This is a genomic window from Wolbachia endosymbiont (group A) of Conops quadrifasciatus, assembly GCF_964027015.1.
Taxonomy (GTDB): Bacteria; Pseudomonadota; Alphaproteobacteria; order Rickettsiales; family Anaplasmataceae; genus Wolbachia.
Map to the genome: position 1 here is coordinate 125,501 of NZ_OZ034722.1, position 19,162 is coordinate 144,662.

16 protein-coding genes are annotated in these 19,162 nt (G+C 35.3%); 10 read left to right on the forward strand and 6 right to left on the reverse strand.

Going from position 1 to position 19,162, the window contains the following annotated elements; translation table 11 throughout:
• Positions 1–35: 35 nt before the first annotated feature.
• Positions 36–860 (reverse strand): oxygen-dependent coproporphyrinogen oxidase, encoded by an 825-nt coding sequence (hemF, locus tag AAGD69_RS00685; RefSeq protein WP_341812227.1) that lies wholly within the window; start codon positions 858–860, stop codon positions 36–38.
• A gap of 160 nt (positions 861–1,020) precedes the next feature.
• On the opposite strand from hemF, the gene AAGD69_RS00690 reads away from it, so the two are divergent.
• The 3 genes from AAGD69_RS00690 to AAGD69_RS00700 all read left to right on the forward strand — a co-directional run bounded on the left by AAGD69_RS00690 (position 1,021) and on the right by AAGD69_RS00700 (position 5,282).
• A complete protein-coding gene (locus AAGD69_RS00690; protein WP_341812228.1) occupies positions 1,021–3,501 on the forward strand; it encodes an ATP-binding protein in 2,481 nt (826 codons plus the stop codon).
• Positions 3,502–3,591: 90 nt separating this feature from the next.
• Positions 3,592–4,434, forward strand: coding sequence for an AAA family ATPase (locus AAGD69_RS00695; RefSeq protein WP_341812229.1), 843 nt, complete (start codon positions 3,592–3,594; stop codon positions 4,432–4,434).
• Complete coding sequence (locus AAGD69_RS00700; protein WP_341812230.1) at positions 4,431–5,282, forward strand: ParB/RepB/Spo0J family partition protein; 852 nt, start codon at positions 4,431–4,433, stop codon at positions 5,280–5,282. The genes AAGD69_RS00695 and AAGD69_RS00700 overlap by 4 nt, the downstream gene beginning before the upstream one ends.
• A gap of 825 nt (positions 5,283–6,107) precedes the next feature.
• Here AAGD69_RS00700 and AAGD69_RS00705 read toward each other — a convergent pair.
• Both AAGD69_RS00705 and AAGD69_RS00710 read right to left on the reverse strand, forming a co-directional pair.
• Complete coding sequence (locus AAGD69_RS00705; protein WP_341812231.1) at positions 6,108–6,386, reverse strand: TrbC/VirB2 family protein; 279 nt, start codon at positions 6,384–6,386, stop codon at positions 6,108–6,110.
• Between the two features lie 98 nt (positions 6,387–6,484).
• Positions 6,485–6,832 carry a TrbC/VirB2 family protein gene (locus AAGD69_RS00710; protein ID WP_341812232.1) on the reverse strand — a complete coding sequence of 116 codons (348 nt, stop codon included), beginning with the start codon at positions 6,830–6,832 and terminating at the stop codon, positions 6,485–6,487.
• Between the two features lie 135 nt (positions 6,833–6,967).
• On the opposite strand from AAGD69_RS00710, the gene AAGD69_RS00715 reads away from it, so the two are divergent.
• The 4 genes from AAGD69_RS00715 (at position 6,968) to AAGD69_RS00730 (ending at position 13,530) form a co-directional block, all read left to right on the forward strand.
• Entirely contained in the window at positions 6,968–7,783 is an 816-nt protein-coding gene (locus AAGD69_RS00715; RefSeq protein ID WP_341812233.1) for a YihY/virulence factor BrkB family protein, read from the forward strand.
• Positions 7,770–8,525, forward strand: coding sequence for an SDR family oxidoreductase (locus AAGD69_RS00720; RefSeq protein ID WP_341812234.1), 756 nt, complete (start codon positions 7,770–7,772; stop codon positions 8,523–8,525). The genes AAGD69_RS00715 and AAGD69_RS00720 overlap by 14 nt, the downstream gene beginning before the upstream one ends.
• A 315-nt stretch (positions 8,526–8,840) precedes the next feature.
• Complete coding sequence (gene carB, locus AAGD69_RS00725; RefSeq protein WP_341812235.1) at positions 8,841–12,143, forward strand: carbamoyl-phosphate synthase large subunit; 3,303 nt, start codon at positions 8,841–8,843, stop codon at positions 12,141–12,143.
• A 130-nt stretch (positions 12,144–12,273) separates the two neighbouring features.
• A complete protein-coding gene (locus AAGD69_RS00730; RefSeq protein WP_341812236.1) occupies positions 12,274–13,530 on the forward strand; it encodes a hypothetical protein in 1,257 nt (418 codons plus the stop codon).
• A gap of 25 nt (positions 13,531–13,555) precedes the next feature.
• On the opposite strand, the gene AAGD69_RS00735 is transcribed toward AAGD69_RS00730, so the two are convergent.
• Together AAGD69_RS00735 and AAGD69_RS00740 are read right to left on the reverse strand one after the other, a co-directional pair.
• Positions 13,556–14,356: an SDR family oxidoreductase gene (locus AAGD69_RS00735; RefSeq protein WP_341812237.1), complete on the reverse strand. Its 801-nt coding sequence runs from the start codon at positions 14,354–14,356 to the stop codon at positions 13,556–13,558.
• 5 nt (positions 14,357–14,361) lie between these two features.
• A complete protein-coding gene (locus AAGD69_RS00740) occupies positions 14,362–15,006 on the reverse strand; it encodes an alpha/beta hydrolase (protein ID WP_309166945.1) in 645 nt (214 codons plus the stop codon).
• 345 nt (positions 15,007–15,351) lie between these two features.
• Between AAGD69_RS00740 and AAGD69_RS00745 the strand changes: the two genes are divergently transcribed.
• Both AAGD69_RS00745 and AAGD69_RS00750 read left to right on the forward strand, forming a co-directional pair.
• Positions 15,352–16,164, forward strand: coding sequence for a transposase family protein (locus AAGD69_RS00745; RefSeq protein WP_410529854.1), 813 nt, complete (start codon positions 15,352–15,354; stop codon positions 16,162–16,164).
• A 121-nt stretch (positions 16,165–16,285) separates the two neighbouring features.
• Positions 16,286–17,491 (forward strand): APC family permease, encoded by a 1,206-nt coding sequence (locus AAGD69_RS00750; protein WP_341812671.1) that lies wholly within the window; start codon positions 16,286–16,288, stop codon positions 17,489–17,491.
• 8 nt (positions 17,492–17,499) lie between these two features.
• Here AAGD69_RS00750 and AAGD69_RS00755 read toward each other — a convergent pair whose 3' ends face one another.
• Positions 17,500–17,946, reverse strand: coding sequence for a hypothetical protein (locus AAGD69_RS00755; protein WP_341812239.1), 447 nt, complete (start codon positions 17,944–17,946; stop codon positions 17,500–17,502).
• Between the two features lie 140 nt (positions 17,947–18,086).
• Between AAGD69_RS00755 and AAGD69_RS00760 the strand changes: the two genes are divergently transcribed.
• Positions 18,087–19,103 (forward strand): aspartate-semialdehyde dehydrogenase, encoded by a 1,017-nt coding sequence (locus AAGD69_RS00760; RefSeq protein WP_341812240.1) that lies wholly within the window; start codon positions 18,087–18,089, stop codon positions 19,101–19,103.
• Positions 19,104–19,162: the final 59 nt, after the last annotated feature.

A 19,162-nucleotide genomic window follows, 5' to 3' on the forward strand; every position in this document is an offset into this window, starting at 1 on the left:
ACTATGATGATTTATTTTCTGCTAATAGCAGCTCTCTATAACCACTTAACAAGTGGTGGCATTGACATCATAATTGCATCTGGATTGCCGTCAGTCATTAAACCAAACCTTGTGCCACGATCGTATAACAGATTGAATTCTACATATCTGCCACGTTTTATTAATTGATTTTCTCGTTGTTCTTTTGTCCAATATTTTTGTATACGTTTACGTATGATGTGCAAATAAATTTCCAAAAAGGCTTCACCTACTGCTTTTGTGAATTCAAAATCATTTCTCCAATTGCCAGAACTCAGATTATCATAGAAAATACCACCAATGCCACGCGGCTCTTTTCTATGTGGTAAGAAAAAATAGTTGTCACATTGCTCTTTAAATTTTGGATAATATCCGGTGTCAAATCTATCACATGTCATTTTGATTGATTCATGAATATACTTGCAATCTTCTTCATTTTTATATATTGGCGTAAAATCCATCCCTCCACCAAACCATTGTTTTGAAGTATATATCAGCCTTGTGTTCATATGTGCTGCAGGGATAAGGGGCGATTGCATATGAGACACTAAAGATATACCGCTTGCCCAAAACTCTCCGTTACTTTCACTTGCACCAGGAATTTCATTAATGGCTGAATCTGCAAATTTTCCGTGTACTTTTGAAACGTTTACTCCAACTTTTTCAAAAACATTGCCAAAAATAATTGTAGATTCACCACCTCCACCACCTGGGCGATCCCACTTTCTTTTTTCGATCTTTGGCTCTGCGGATGATTGTTTTTCAATTAATAAGAAAGATTCTATGATCTTATCTCTTAGTGCACAGAACCACTTAAATGCTTGTGTTCTTTGTTTTTCCATAATATCCTCTCGCTAGCTTATTAACATTGTTATATCTGATATTTAAGGAACTTAATTAGATTTGGATGATAATTATCTATCAAAGACGTTAATAAATCTATAATAATTAAATCAATATAATAAAACATTTTCGTATGTACAACGATGCCAAGTAACAATAATGAGTAAAAGATACATAGATAACAAAAAAGAGAACAGGGTTGACTTCATACTAAGAAATTATGGAATGTCAATTGTTGTGATGGCAGTTATTATGCTCTTACCTCCAGTAGCAATATCGATACTCTACTTTTTTGATATATATAGTCAGCATATTAATATAGAGATTAATTTATTAGTTAGCATTCTAACAACTCTCTTTATGATATATAATGTAAAACGCTACAGACACCTAATTAATACTATAGAATTTCAAAATGCAATATTTGCAAATGCACTAAATCATAATACAGAATTTTGCCTTATTTTACATAGAGATGAGGGTATTATTTATGCTGATGCAAGGTTCTACGAAAGGTTTAAAGATCATATAGATGATGACATTACGTTAGGCAAGATTTTTGAAATAGGAGATGTTTCAGAAGAAGACAAAAAAGTACTCTATCATGCACTAAAAAATAACTCTTCTGTACAAGTATGTATTTCCTTAAACAAGAAGAATAGAGTATCTAACTTTCTTTTGCTCTTTGAGCCGATACCAGATAATCCCCAAATTGCTATAAATAGTAATAAGATTTTAAATTTATCATTAGTGCCAATAGCAAGGCCAGATGGGTATTTTGTGTTAAAAGCAACACAGATAAACAAGGAGCAGATATATGAAGAGTTAATAGAAAAACACAGTATAGGAACTTACATTGCAAATGCCAAAGGGGTGATTTTATCTGTAAATAAAAGATTTTTAGATATATTTGAACTGAAAAAACTGGAAAAAGGTAGCTCAATCAGTGATTTTATATCTCAATCTAAATATAACAATACAACAACCGATAATGAAATTTTGTTTTTTACTATAAGTGGTATTCCATTCAAGGCTTATATGAGCACTGCTATATTTTGTGATAAATACAACCATAGCTATATATATGGCTTTATAACACCAACCGAATCAAATATTGTTGATTATCAATTACACCCTTGTTTTGCAAATTCATCAATTGCTATTGCACAATGTGACATAAACGGCAACTTTGTAAAGAAAAATACGGCACTAATAAAGCTTGCAGGGTCAGATAATAATTCAATCTTTACATTGATATTAGATAGTTATCATGTGAAAATACGTGAATATTTTTCGAGTAATAGAATAAATAATGCGTCCTTTGATGTACAGCTCAACGGCGATAATAACATAAAAATATATTTCAATAAGTTTCTTCATAATAAAATGATCTTCATACTTTGTTATTTTATTGACAATACTGAACACAAAAACCTAGAGATAAAGCTTGAGCATTATCAAAAGATGCAAGCTATAGGGCAGTTAGCAGGTGGTATTGCGCATGATTTCAACAATATATTGACTGGGATAATAGGATTTTGCGATTTGCTTTTACTCCAACATTCAGCTGGTGATCCATCTTTTGGAGATATAATACAGATACAGCAAAATGCAAAGCGTGGATCAAATTTAGTAAGACAATTGCTTGCTTTTTCAAGAAGACAGACCTTGCAGCCAAAAATTATTGATGTAAATAGTACTATAGCTAATCTTTATGAAATGATAAAAAGATTAATAGGTGAAAATATAAAGTTTAATATTTATTATGGTAGAGACTTGGGTGCTGTTAGGGCTGATCAAGGGCAATTAGAGCAAGTTATACTTAACTTAGCAGTCAATGCTAGTGCTGCTATGGAAAAGGGCGGAGAATTAACTATACGAACCTTTAATCAAAAGATTGACTCATTAAATTCTACATCTCAGGACATGTTTTCTCCAGACAAGGAAACGATCGAACATGGAAATTATGTTGTGATTGAAGTAATTGATACTGGATGTGGAATGACAAGTGATACAATTGAAAAGGCATTTGACCCATTTTTTTCTACCAAAGATATTACCTCTGGTACAGGTCTTGGCCTCTCTACTGTATATGGCATTATTAAACAAACTGAAGGATACATCTATGTTGCTAGCAAAGTAAATCATGGAACTAAATTTAGCATATTTTTGCCCATGGTTTACATATCAGATGAAAATCTGATAGAGGAAGATAGTGAAGAAATAGAAAGACCGGTAGTAAGTGAAATTAAAGGTAATGGTATAATTTTATTGATTGAAGATGAAAATTCAGTAAGGGAATTCATCTCTAAAGCACTCAAAAGAAAAGGATTTGATGTAATAGAAGCGAACATAGGCAGCGAGGCGCTAGAAATAATCAGTAAAAAAAATCAACACATAGATCTAATAATCACTGATGTAATCATGCCAGAGGTGAGTGGTCCAGAAATAGTTAAAGAAGCATTGATCTGTAGGCCAAATATCAACGTTATTTTTATTTCTGGGTATGCAGAAGATGCTTTTTTAAAGAGTGATGACATCAATATAGAAGATTTTCACTTTTTGCCAAAACCATTCACTCTGAATGAATTGGGAAACAAGGTTCAAAGTGTGTTACACAAAGCAAAAAAGACAGTCTAATTTTAGTGTGATTAGCAACAAAAAAATTTTCTAATGCAAAAGTTTCTTGCATATATACAATAGAATTATTTTATACATAAGATAAAAGGCGTGAGCAAGATTATTGCAATAGTAAATCAAAAGGGTGGAGTTGGCAAAACCACAACTAGTATAAATTTATCGACAGCCTTTGCTGCTGTGGGAAAAAGCACTTTATTGGTAGATCTTGATCCTCAAGGAAATGCTAGCACCGGACTCGGGATTTCTTATCGTAGTAGGGAAGAAAAAAATATATACAAAATACTACTGAGCAGCGAAAATAAATTGATAGAATTGGCAATTTTCAATATAAAGGAAATTCCAAATTTATCACTAATTTCGTCAGTAGTTGATCTGTCAGCTGCAGAAATTGAATTATCGCAACTTGAGCGAGGAAAATTTGTGCTAAAAAGCGCATTAGAGAAGATACGCGATAATTATGAGTATATAATCATCGATTGCCCTCCATCACTTGGGCTTCTAACCATAAATGCTTTGACTGCTGCTAATTCTATTATTGTTCCTCTTCAGTGTGAGTTTTTTGCTCTGGAAGGATTAAGCCATTTAGTTAAAACTGTAGAACTGATAAAAAGGAATAACCTAAACCCTTTTTTGGCAATAGAAGGAATCGTGTTAACAATGTATGACAGGCGCAACAAACTCAGTGAACAGATTAAAAACGATATTTGCCAGTATTTAAATGATAAAGTATACAAAACTATCATACCATTGTATGAGACTGTTATTCCACGTAACGTACGGTTATCAGAAGCGCCTTCTCATGGAAAACCCGCTATTGTGTATGATCTTAAGTGTCCTGGTGCACAAGCATATATAAGTTTGGCAAGGGAAATTTTAAAAAAGCACGCGAGCAGCTGTAAGGAGAAGAAGCTAGTGAGTGAGGGCGTGGTATGAAGGATGATAGACGCCTCGGCAGAGGTCTTGCCGGCCTCATAGGCGATAATTATGATAATAAAGAAGATCGACAAGAGTATTTGCCTATTTCATTACTGCACCCAAGCAAATTTCAACCGAGGAAACATTTTGACGAGGATTCATTAAGAGAACTTGCAAATTCGATAAAGAAAAGTGGCATTATACAGCCTATCGTGGTACGCAAAGATTCAAATGATGATGGTTACGAAATAATAGCTGGGGAACGTCGTTGGCGAGCAAGCAAGATTGCAAATCTTGATAGTGCACCCGTTATCATAAAAGATCTGAGCGACAAGGAATGCTTGGAAGTATCCATTATTGAAAACATACAAAGGCAAGATATTAATCCAATAGAAGAAGGTGAAGCGTATAAGAGACTGATAGATGAGTTTTCCTATACACATGAAGAATTAGCTTCAACTATAGGCAAAAGCCGCAGTCACATAACCAATATGATTCGGATGTTGTCACTTCCTAATGGAGTAAAAACAATGATCAACGAAAAAAAGCTATCTATGGGCCATGCAAGAGCGTTGATTAATGTTGAAAATGCGGAAAGTATTGCAGAAAAAATAATTTCCCAAGGCTTAAGCGTTAGGCACACTGAAAAATTGATAAAAGACTTACATCAAAGTAACAACCAAAAAGAGCAGAGATATACCAAAAGTCAAGATATGGCAGCACTAGAAGGTGCTATATCTTCTCAACTTGGTTTAAAGATCAAAATTAATGACAGTAATTCTAAGGGTAAAGTTATGATACGGTATAATAATCCAAATGAATTGAATTTAATATTAAAAATTTTAAATAGGAAACTTGAGTGCTAGTAGAGCAAAAAGATAATATAAAATACAACTGTTGATGTCACCCAAGTATCATGGAGAGACAAAAATCACTTGACAAACTCCGTCAGCCCCCTTATTATGACAATAAGGGTATTTATGATTCAAAACTTGTTTTTGACCTGCAGGCTCAATGACAAAATTCAGTAAAAAACTTAGGGTATTTTTTGGCGGATTACATAAAATTATAGCGGCTGCATGTCTTTTTTATTTTTTCTACATTCAGCCAAATCGCGCTTATTTTAAGCGTTAGCACATTATTACAGCGCCAGTTCAAATTATTATAGGGTCAAAACTCGCATCACGGGGCTTCTTTTGCCTTTTTTTTCGTTTGGTAAATTTCTTAAATATTTATGGCTAAACGACAACCGTCATCCCTGTAAAGGTCAAGTAATTCGTCATTCCGCTACTTGTTAGCGGATGAGATACCGCGAATGAATCGCGGTATGACGGTTTGCGGTGGCATGACAATAACTTCGTCATCCCGCTACGTGTTAGTGGGATCTAGAGATACCACGGCGGTATGATGGTCTGCGGCAGTATGACGATAAGGTTTATACCTTGTCATTCCTGTGCTTGACACTGGAATTCAGACTTTAACTGATATGATTACATAAAGAGAATTTATTAGGTAGTTATAGACACTGAAAGTGGTAAAACTTACCACTTTCAAGTAAAGAAAACCTCAACAAAGGTTTATGATATAATGTGATAGTGGTGCTTCTTTAAGAAGCACCACGTACATAAGATTTTTTTGAGGCTTGTAATACCTATTTACATTTATTTGTAACGCTGTCACATAGAACGCTCCTATGAGCATGCTTGCACTGTATTTGGTGCTATTACCGTTACAATCTTAGGAGCACCAAAAAATACGGCAGTAAACACACCTAATGCAAAAAGAGCTGGCCACGGCATTCTGCCAAATATCGCAAGCAAAGCTGCACCTATTATCACTATCGTGATCATCGGCCCACCTAGGTCTTGAGTGTATTTTACTATACTGCATATTACTGTTGATGTTTCATCAGCATTTGCGTCAAACGCAAAGGAGAGAATTAACGCCACAAGTAGAAGAAAATTTTTCATTATGCCTCCTATAGTTTCTATTTCACTAGATTATCCTTCACTTTGATTAAGTTTAAGTCAATGATACAAGAAGTATCATTGACTTAAACTTTTTAAGACTATTTACACTTATACTTCCCTGATCCTACAGGTTCCTCTTGCAATGTTTGATTACCCGTACATGTCTCGCACTTACTTGCTGTACCTGGTGCTATTTTTGAAACGACGGCAGGAGCACCGAAGAACACAGCAGTAAATGCACCGAGTGCAAAAAGTGCTGGCCACGGCATTCTGCCAAATATTGCAAGTAAAGCTGCACCTATTATCACTATTGTGATCATCGGCCCACCTATGCCGTGAGTATAACCAATTATTTTGCATATTACTGCTGATGTTGCATCTAGATCAGCACGTGCATCAAATGCAAAGGAGAGAATTAAAGCCACAAGTAGAAGAAAATTTTTCATTATGCCTCCGATAATTTCTATTTAATGCTGGATTATCCTTCACTTTGATTAAATTTAAGTAAATGGTGAGGATTTTTTGCTTAAAAGTATCCTTTATTTCATTTAGAATACTTTTCTTGGTTCGTTTATATTACAGTGCTACAGAAATTTTACAGCATCGTTTATTGCCTTTATCGTGCTTTGATTGACACAATTCATAATGATGGAGTGGAACATGCAGGGTATCTATCATTTTTAATCCTGTTATCGATATTCCCTTTTCTTATTGTTTTAATGGCTGTGGCGTCAACATTCGCAAATTTCTTAGACCAGTATAACATTGGCTGGGTATTTATCATTGATAACATGCCACAGGATATTTTGGCATCTTTGATGCCGCGTATCAGAGAGATAATATCAGGCCCGCCGCAAAGCTTACTAACTTTAGCAATTGTAGGCGCTGTTTGGACCGCCTCGTCAACAATTGAAGGGCTAAGAACAATATTGAACAAAGCTTATAAAGTTCCGGTTTCGCCACCTTATATATTAAGAAGGTTGTTAAGTATACTACAATTTTTAGTGATCACGCTTATTATAACTCTAACTATAGTGTTCTCTACATTAGTGCCAATGCTAATTGATTTTTCCTATCAGGGGATTAGTTATACTAAATATCTCCTCATTGAATTTGTACTTTTCACAGTAGTCTCTTGGCTATATTTTATGTTGCCAAACATAAAACAAAATTTATCAGACGTCTTTCCTGGATCTTGTCTGGCTGTTATTCTTTGGACAATTTCTGCTTCAGCTTTCAAGCAATACTTAAAAGCTTCCTTTGATCAACTGAATTTGATATATGGAAGTTTAGGTGGTATGGTAGTGTCATTACTATTTTTTTATATGCTAAGTTTGATTTTTATATATGGAGCAAAATTTAATTTTCAGCTAAAATATTTCAATGAATCTCGCTAAGGAGAAAGAAATGAGTAAGTTAGAAGGTAAAGTAGCTTTAATCACCGGAGCTTCAGGTGAAATAGGTTCTGCTGTTGCAAAAAGATTTGTAAAAGAAGGTGCATGTGTGATTCTGATTTCAAGATCTCTTGATAATCTCAAGCCACTATATAATGAAATTGAAGAGCTTGAAGAATTTAAAGAAGGATCTGTGAAACTAATTCAGCTTGATCTTTTAGACTTTGAGAATGTAAAGATACTGACAAACATGATAGAAAGCCTGAAATTATCAGAATCTGGAGCACTTGATATATTAGTTGCATGTACTGGAATTTTAGGCAAATTGAACCCTATTCACGACTGTGAGATTGAAGAGCTACAGAACGTAATGAATACAAATTTTACTGCCAATTGGTACTTACTAAAAAACTTAGATCCAATGCTAAAGAAGTCTAATGCTGGAAGAGTGATATTCATGACCTCAGAGGTGACACTTTCTCCTTCCTCTTATCCATATTGGATGCCGTATGCTGCAAGTAAAGTTGCACTAGAAATAATGGTGCAGATATATGCATCTGAGACAAAACATACAAAATTATGTGTAAATGCTGTATACACGAAAGGACCTGTGGGTAGTGAGCAGGCATTTCCTGGATCTGGATTGGTGTCACCTGATAAACTAACAGACAAATTTGTGGAGTTAGCTTCTAACGATTGCAGCGTATCAGGAAAAATCTTACCGCTTAGCAAATCTCCCGAATAAATTACATATAGCTAACGACGATTTGAGAAACCGTCATCCTGCTACTTGTTAGCGGATGAGATACCGCGAATGAATCGCGGTATGACGTATTGAAACAATCCGATAAGGTAAGCCTCGTCATTCCCGCTACGTGTTAGCGGGATCTATGCTTGAGATACCGCGGCGGTATGACGTAGGGAGATCTAATTTGTGCTAGCTATATAACCATAGTAATAGTCGTTAAGCCTAAAAGTAGTTAGCTAATAGGTTTAATAAAAATTCACATATACAGGAAAGATTGGTAACATTATTTGAACAGAAATCGTTATTGTAATTATGCCAAAACGCACAGATATAGAATCTATATTAGTAATAGGAGCAGGCCCAATAGTTATAGGTCAGGCATGCGAGTTTGATTATTCCGGAACGCAAAGCTGTAAAGTATTAAAAAGTGAAGGTTATAAAGTCATTTTGGTTAACTCCAACCCCGCAACTATAATGACAGATCCTGAGTTTTCTGATGCAACTTATATTGAGCCGGTACTGCCTGAAATCATAGAGAAAATTATAATTAAGGAGATGCCAGATGCAATATTGCCAACAATGGGCGGGCAAACAGCACTCAATTGCACAATAAAACTTGCAGATGATGGAGTGTTAGACAAATACAATGTAGAATTAATAGGGGTAAATAGAGAAGCAATAAAAAAAGCAGAGGATAGAAAGTTATTCCGTCAGTCCATGGATAAAATAGGGCTAAAATACCCCAAAAGTATCATTATAAAAAATCAAGAACAAATAAGAAAGGCTTTGGATTACATTGGATTACCAGCAATCATCCGCTCGTCATTCACCCTTGGTGGTGCAGGTAGCGGCATAGCATACAATAAAGAGGAGTTTTTCAATATTGCAGAAAGTGCTCTCAAAATTTCGCCAATAAATGAAGTTCAGATAGATGAATCAATTATCGGCTGGAAAGAATATGAAATGGAAGTTATCCGTGATTGTAAAGATAACTGCATAATAGTCTGTTCGATAGAAAATATTGATCCAATGGGAGTGCACACAGGAGATAGTATCACGGTTGCTCCTGCTTTGACTCTGCGTGACGTAGAATACCAACAGATGAGAAATGCATCTATAGCAGTGCTAAGAGAAATTGATGTTAGTGCCGGTGGTGCAAATGTTCAGTTTGCAGTGAATCCTAAAGAAGATGGAAGCCTCGTTGTGATTGAAATGAATCCAAGGGTTTCTCGCTCTTCTGCACTTGCTTCAAAAGCAACAGGTTATCCTATTGCAAAAGTTGTAACTAAACTTGCTATCGGCTATTCACTCGATGAGATACGTAATGATTGCGCTCCAGTTATACCTGCTGCATTTGAACCAGTGATTGATTACATCGTCACTAAAATTCCTCGTTTTGAATTTGAGAAGTTTAAGGGGACGAATTGTGAACTATCAACTTCCATGAAATCAGTGGGGGAAGTGATGTCGATCGGCCGCACTTTTAATGAGTCGCTGCAGAAAGCTTTTCGCTCGCTTGAAACTGGCCTTACGGGACTTAATGAAGTATTTCCTGAAAATACTGATATTGATCACATCAGATCTCAATTAGCAAAATTGGTGCCAAACAGATTACTGATTGCTGCTGACGCAATGCGTCATGGAATAAGCATAGAAGAAATAAATTCGATTACAGGATATGACTTATGGTTTTTGCAGAATATACAGCAAATTATATTAGCTGAACAAAAAATCAAGGAAAACGGCCTTCCTGAAACTGCATATGAAATGTTAGAGCTGAAAAAAATGGGGTTTTCAGATGCAAGATTGGCAAAATTAAGCAATAAGAAAGTAGAGCAAATTGAAGAAATAAGAAAAAAATTTGGCATTAAACAAGTTTATAAGCGTGTAGACACCTGTGCAGCTGAATTTGAATCGAGCACTGCTTATATGTATGGCTGTTATGAGGGTAACACAATGATGTCATTCCAGCGCGTAACGCTGGAATCCAGAGATAAGGAAGAATGGATCCCAGTGTCAAGCACTGGGATGACAGAGGGAATGGAGTGCGAAGCAGATGTTTCTGACCGAGAAAAGGTTGTCATTTTAGGAAGTGGTCCAAATCGCATTGGTCAAGGTATTGAGTTTGATTATGCATGCGTACATGCAGCTTCTGCCGCCAAAGAAATGGGGTATGAAACAATAATGATCAACTGTAATCCAGAAACCGTTTCAACTGATTATGATACCGCTGACCGTTTATATTTCGCCCCACTGATTGCAGAGGATGTGCTTGAAATACTAAGTAAAGAGCAAGAAAATGGCACACTGGTTGGTGTAATAGTTCAAATAGGTGGTCAAACACCTTTAAAGTTAGCCAAAGTGCTTAACGAGAGAGGTTTCAAAATTCTGGGAACTTCGTTTGATTCTATTGACCTTGCAGAAGATCGCATGAGATTTAAAAACCTTGCTTTGCAACTTAATTTAAAACAACCTGAAAGTTCTATCTGCCATTCAGTAAAAGAAGCGTTAACCAACGCAGGAAAGGTGGGGTTTCCACTAGTAGTCAGGCCATCATATGTCCTCGGCGGTCAATCTATGTCGATTATACACGATACTCAGAGCTTTAAAGAGTATGTCTTGAATCAAACCAAAATTTTTGAACACGGATCGCTGCTTCTTGATAAATTTTTAGTCAATGCAGTTGAGGTTGACGTTGATGCTGTGTGTGATGGGGAAAAAGTTTTCATTGCAGCGGTCATGGAGCATATTGAAGAAGCTGGTATCCACTCTGGCGATTCAACATGCTCAATACCGACAAATACATTGAGTGACGAAGTAATAAAAGAGATCGAGCTCCAAACTGAAAGAATAGCTCTTGCACTAGAAGTGAACGGTCTGATAAACATTCAGTTTGCTGTTCAAGAGAGTGATGTATATATACTTGAAGTAAATTTACGAGCTAGTCGAACCGTTCCTTTTATTTCCAAGGTAATCAATATTCCTATTGCAAAGCTTGCCACTCAGGTTATTTTGGGTAAAAAATTGAATCAGGAAAACAAGCCTTTCAATCATTTTGCAGTTAAAGCTGCTGTTTTTCCATTCATGCGCTTTTCGGGAATTGATATTCTACTTGGTCCTGAAATGAAATCAACAGGAGAAGTGATGGGAATTGACTCATCGTTTGAAGCTGCACTTGCAAAAACGCACATGGCTGCAGGATACAAGTTACCAATAGAAGGAACAGCTCTGGTTTCAGTAAAAGATGATGATAAAGAGTATATATTGCCTGTTGCACGAATGTTGAAAGAACTGAGTTTTGAAATATATGCAACCAAAGGCACAGCTTTATATCTGAATAATAACGGCATTGCTGCAAAAGCTGTAAATAAAGTGAGAGAAGGCAGACCCCACATAGTTGATATGCTCAAAGATGGAAAAATAAATCTAGTAATCAATACTTCAAAAGGTGTGAAATCAGTCTCAGATAGCAAAGATATCAGGAGAACTGCTATTTTGCAAAATATAGCTTATAGCACCACAGCTTCTGGGAGTAAAGCGTTAGTGCTTGCAATTCAATATGTAAAGAATAGCAAATTGGAAGTGAAATCGTTACAGCAGATACAAAACGTTTAAATATCAAAACTAAAATAATTCATTCCTCTATCTCGAAATCGTTGTAGAGTAATGTAAGTCAAATTTCTTTACTGACTTGCCTATGTATTATAGTATTTATCAAAGAATTAATGGGTAATGGTTATATAACATGACTTATGAGATAAAAAAGCAACAAACAATAGACCAACAAATTCTTGAAAGTGATATAGAAGATCCGACGAAGTTCTCTCTTAATACTGAATCAAGTGATTGGGACTCAAATTCGAGCTGTAGTTCAGATTATTCTTGTTTTTCGAAAGATGGCTCACTTTTAATGGATCTAGAAATACCATTAAATAAAAATGAAGAGAAGCTGATTGATGAATTTTGTAAGGAGATGAAAAAGGTGGAAGAAGAAAATAACAAAGGAAGTGCTTTAAGGCTTATTCAATACATAACAAATAAATATTTAGGGAAAGGGAAAGGGATAAGACTAAATTCATGTTATGGTGATCGTTATAGAACTGTAACAAATTTGATATTTGAAGAAATAATAGATGTTATTAAGAATGAAGGCCTATGCCCTAGCAGTAAAGCGCATGCATTTCGAGGTCAGGATGTTTCCTGTAACAATGAAGATCAAGATGATGACAACACGAATGAAGCACTGGAAGATGGTAATTTAGACATCATAAGAAACACCATTAGGGATTTATTGTTAAAAGGTGGGAAAGTAGAAAGAGGTCTTTTCGATGGTGGTGAGCTAGGACATGTAACTTCTGATTCTAATTATGTAAATGATCTCTTTGCACAATGTAAGGAAATTGAAAACGATCTAAAAAATGTAGCATATGAAAGTATTGTAAACAAAAATGAGCAAGCTCAAAAGGACAAATTAGAATTAAAAGTAGAGATAGATAATGAGTGCTTTTTTATAAAATATCCACAAGATAGTACTGTTGAAGTTGCAAAAATCCTAAGCAATGAAAAGAATAAAGGTTTAAACTTAAGAGTTGGTATACTGCAAATTGGGAAAAGTATAGTAAGAGTTGAAAGCTACAACGGAAAAAGAAATTATCTGGATGTTTGTAAGCAAGGTGTAACATTATCTTTTGATAGTGAAGCAGGAAAAATCAGTATTCATCTAAATCCTAAGAAAAATAGTAATGAAATAGAAGTAAAGATTGATAAGGAGAGCGAAGCAAGGCTTAACGAGTTAGAAGATAAGGGGAAAAGTTTAGGAGAAAACTGTCTTTTAGGAGGAAAAAGCGTTCTGGAAGCTATACGAGATGGAAATTTTGAAGGAAATAGTATACCTAAAGAATCAACCAACGTAATTGAACAGCCAAATGCTGCAACGAATACTCCACAATCTTACCTAGAGAACATTTTCCTGAACGGACACAATTACAGAACTAAACAATAGGCCTATCTATAATTCTGATGTGATTTCAGTTTTTTTTTACATGCAAACTTTCTAATCCCACCTTATAGTTAGGATAAATTAGAGAGAAATTAAGATCTTTTTTAATTTTAACATTACTTACTTTTTTTGACCCTAAATAAAAACTCTGTGCATAATCTGGTAAGGAAGAAACCTCAATTGGCTCTGGAGGACTAACATTGAGAAGTTTGGCTGCATACATTATCACTTCAGATTGTGTAGTGGGTAAATCATCTGCACAATTGTATACTTCACCAGGTTTTATGTTTTGCATGGAAGAAAATAGAATGTTCGATATATCTTCAACGTGAATACGAGAAAAAAAATGCCCTTCTTTTTTCACATTTTTTGCTTTGCCAAGCTGTAAGTCAATTAACACGTTCCTACCAGGACCGTATATTCCAGCTAAACGAAAAATATGTACAGGCAGTTTGCTATTCAGCCACTTCTTTTCAGATCTAAGGCGCTTTTCTCCTCTGATTTCTATAGGTTTTGTTTCAGATTCCTCATTCACCCAATTACCAGAGTAATCACCATAAACGCTAGTTGCAGACAAATAACCAAACCATTTAACATTTTGCAGGCAATCACCATATCTCTCCATAACATCATCACCATCTGGAGGAATAGAAATTAAAACGTGCGTTGCGCTTTTAAGCAGATCTTGACTAACTTTCTCATAATTAAAGAGGATTACATTTTGTATATTTTTACTTCTTGATGTGCCACTGACTTTCCAACCTAAGTTCAGCAGTTTTTTCGATAAAAATTTAGCCACATATCCATAACCAAAGCAAAACAAGTGCATAAAAATTAATTTTTAAAATTCTTCTTGATAAATTCTACTCCTAATTTTATCCCCTCTTCATTAATAATATGCCCTAATGCATGAATTGGGTGCCCTTCAACATTTATTCCATTTTCTTTCAAAGCTTTAACCGCTAAGTCGAGGGACGAAAAAGGTACCACGTCGTCAGCATCACCATGGATAACACATATGTTAGGTTTTGACTTGATCTCTGGTGCAGTTTTTGAAGGTGAAAGAAACCTACCAGAGTATGCAACAACTGATGCACAGGATTGAGAGCGGGTGAGAGCTGTATGTATTGCAAGCATTGCTCCTTGAGAAAATCCAACCAAAGAAAGTTGCGTATCTTTTAAATTAAGCTCCTTTAATTTTGTATCAATGAAATGATTTACAATTGATGTAGCATTTTTTACTCCATTATATAGCGCTTCCTCACTACGATCTTCCAAGCTGAACCACTGATAACCATCACCTATTTCTCTTTCAAACGGAGCATTGGGTGCTACAAAATATGACTCGGGTAAAAACTTGCTCATAACTTTAGCAAGGTGAATGAAATTATCGCCACTTGAGCCCCAACCATGTAAAAAAATAATCAAATTTTTCTTATTTCCGCCTGCACAAATTTCTTGGCCTTTAAGTTCAATCATTTCTTTTCCTTTTGCATTTATATTTTTATTTAACACTAATTTTCAAATTTGTAAAAACATACTGTGATTGCTGTTGAATGATGGAGAGACATACTCCATTATTTTATACCTATAGCTAACTGAAAAAAGGTTACCTCAGAAGGGATAAAAAGGTATAAAATGGCTTTGGATAAGGTAGAATGATGCCAAAGTGAGGATCTGAGGGAACGTGTTTTGAAAGTAGTAGACGAGAAAAAAATGACTATAGACCTGCTGCAAAAGGTGATTGAAAAAATAATGTGAGAGAAGTAGAAGAAGAATAAGCAGATTGAGTAAGGTAAAAAAATGAGCTTTAGTTACTATAACATGAAGAAACACCCAAGAAACTTTCGTAATATAACAGGTTTAACTATAGAGGAGTTCGAAAAGGTAGTGGAAAAAGTTAGGTCTGGGTGGGAAAGACTTGAAAAACAGAAAAAGTGCCATGGTAGAAGATCACAACTACCAACTCTAGAAGATAAGTTATTTTGCGTAATTTTGTACTATCGCACTTACATAACACATAGATTTTTAGGGTGCCTGTTCAATGTGCACAACGCAAATGTATGTAGGTTACTGAAGAAAATAGAGCCATTACTTGCCAAAAAAGTTACTATAACAAAAGATAGAAGTATGACACCAGAAAAAATACTGAAGATTCTGGCTGATGTTACAGAACAGCAAATACAGAGACCAGAAGATAGTAAAAAACGGAAGAAATCATATTCAGGAAAAAAAAGAACCAACACTATGAAAACTGAGATTGTTATCGAAGAAGGTGGAAGAATTTTATCAGTGTCAAATTCATATCGTGGTAGAATTAATGATTTTCGCATAAGGAAACAAGAAAAATATTTACCAATCGATAGCATAAAATATGCCGATTCTGGATATCAAGGTTGGCAAAAATTGCAAAGCAATGTTATAATTCCATATAAAAAGTATCGTAAAAAGCCATTAACTCCAGAGCAGAAAGAGCATAATAGAAGATTAGCATCATTTAGAATGAGAGTAGAAAATAAGATCCGTGAGATAAAGATATTTAAGATTATGTCTCATATTTACCGCAATTTTCAGAAAAAATACGACCTGAGGTTCAATATTATTGCTGGTATTGTGAATCTTAAGCACACCTTTTAGTTAACCTTGATTTTAGTCACCCTCCTTTCCTTCTTTTTATTGCTTGATTCTCAGCAGGTCTATAGGTTTTTGGGCTATTTTTGCCTTAGTGATTAGTAGTCAAATTGGCTCTGGAATTTTTATGCTTACAATTAGCCTTGCTCCATATGGCATATATAGCCTTATAAGCTGGGTGATATCAGGGCTTGGTACTATATCTCTTGCTTTGGTTTTTGCCTTACTCTGCGCAAAATTTCCAGAAACCGGTGGCCCTCACGTTTATGTAAAGTATGCTTTTGGCCCTGCTGCAGCTTTCTTTGTTGGTTGGACATATTGGGTGATTTTATTGGTTAGCACGACAGCAGTGATCATTGCAAGTATTGGCTATCTCACTCCACTCTTTCATGGATATATTCAAAATATACGCTTATTTTTAGAAATACTATTATTTACGATCATTACACTAATAAATTTCAGAGGTGTCACTACTGCTGGATGTGTTGAGCTTCCATTGATGATTGTCAAAATTACCGCACTGCTTGCTATACCAGTAACAGCGTTGTTTTTCTTTGATAGGAATAATTTTATCATAAGTGAGGAAATATCAAGCCTCACGATGTCTCAAGTCCTTGCTCGCTCTACACTACTCACTCTATGGTGTTTTGTTGGACTTGAATCAGCAACAGCACCTGCAGGATCAGTCAACGATCCAGCCAAGACTATACCAAGAGCCATAGTGCTTGGCACAATCTCTGTTGCAGTTATATATTTCATTAATAGCCTTGCAATCATGGAATTGATAAACGGCAATGATCTAGTTAATTCAAAAGCGCCGTATGTTGACGCAATAAAAATTATGTTTCCAGGTAATTGGCATTTGATCATTTCTATTGTTGCTTTTATTGTTTGTGTTGGCAGTTTAAATGCTTGGGTACTAGCTAGTGGACAAGTGGCCCTTGGCCTTGCAGAAGATAAACTGATGCCACAGTTCTTTGCTAAAAGAAACAAGCACGGTTCTCCTTTCTGGGGCACAACAATCAGCTCCGTTGGCACTTCAGTTCTACTAATTCTCACTTCAAGCAACAATTTTGCTAAACAGATCACATCAATTATCGACTTTTCTGTAGTTTCATTTTTATTTGTTTACCTTGCATGCAGTCTTGCTTTTCTCAAGGTTATTATAAAGGAGAAAAACTATTACAAATTTTTAATTGGCAGTATAGCAACAACCTTTTGCTGCTGGGTAATATTTGAAACTTCTGTGAATACCTTGCTGATCGCAAGCTTATTCACCGCAAGTGGCATACCCATTTATTTATTTTGGTACTGCAGAGCTCCTGCACAATAAAATAGAGTTTAACGACTTTTCTTATTTTCCACTTGTTCAACATTACCCTTCTCAAGTTTACTATCTACTTCTTTTGCGTGTTCATCATCTACACTAGTCTCATCTTTTATCTTACTGGAGTGACCTGCTTGCGATTTTTCATATTCTTCCATGTTGTCATACATAGGGTTACTGATGATTTCTATTTTTTCAGGTGTGAAAATCCTTGCTAAAAATCTCCCTATTATTGGTATTGATCTTAAGAAATCTCTTAGCTTTGAAGATTCTTGTCTTTTATTTAGGAACTGTTGGTCTATTTTAAGGTTTTTTACACCATATTTTTTATCATCAAAATTTATTGCAGGCTTTCTTTTTTTCGAAAGAACATTTTGAGCCTTTAATCCATTGGTTCTTTCAGGCTCTTGAGATGTAGACATTGCAGGTTTAACCTTAGTTTCATTGTATTCTTTATTCATCTTTCACTTTATTATGTAATATTACTAATATTGCATAATAATAGCTAAATTACAATTAATTGCAAGGTAAAAATATTAAAACAATTGTAAATTCTGTCAGTAAAAATATAATAGAACTTTAAAGTTAGAGGTTCGTCTATATGGGATACAAAATTGCTGTTATTGGAGTAACCGGAAGAGTAGGGCGTGAGGTATTAAGCACGCTTGATGAGTTTCAAGATGAGGCAATAGATTCTGTAATTGCACTTGCATCGAAAAAATCAGAAGGGAAGAAGGTGAGTTTTGGTGACAAAGAGTTAACAGTTTTATGCCTTGAGGATTATGACTTCGTTGGAACTAATGTAGCCATTTTCTGTGCTGGATATCATGTTTCTGAAAGGTATGTACCAATTGCAACACAGGCTGGATGCATCGTGATAGATAACAGTTCCCATTTTAGAATGAAAGAAGGTGTGCCACTCATTATTCCGGAGATTAATAAAGAAAAAATTATGGAATATAAAAACCACAACATAATATCCAACCCAAACTGTACTACAATACAGATGCTGCTAGTACTACATCTATTACACCAGAAAGCAAAAATAAAGAGAATCGTTGCTTCAACTTATCAATCAACTTCTGGCGCAGGCAAAGCAGCAATGGATGAGCTCTATGACCAGACAAAAAAAATCTTCATGAATGAGACTAAAAAGCCCGAGATATTCCCCAAGCAAATAGCGTTTAATTGCATTCCCCATGTAGGGAAATTCATGGAAAATGGTTCTACAGAAGAGGAATGGAAAATGCAAGAGGAGACAAAAAAAATTTTAGAGGAAGATATAAAAGTTACTGCAACTTGTGTAAGAGTACCCGTCTTTATCGGTCACGCTATGGCAGTAAATGTAGAATTTGATCAACATATCACTGAAGAACAAGCTCGTGAAGTGCTAAGTGAAGCCGAAGATAGTGGAGTTTTAGTGTACAACAGGCGTGAAGACGGTGAATACATCACTCAAATTGATATTATACAGGAGAATGCTGTATATGTATCGCGTATTAGAAGAGACAATACTGTTGAACACGGATTAAATATGTGGATAGTGGCTGATAATCTGCGCAAAGGCGCAGCATTAAATATAGTGCAGATTCTTGAGATTTTGATAAGAGAGTATTAAGTGCATATAGAGTGCACGTACGTTGTAATTCGAAGGAAATTTGTATACCACATGGCAGC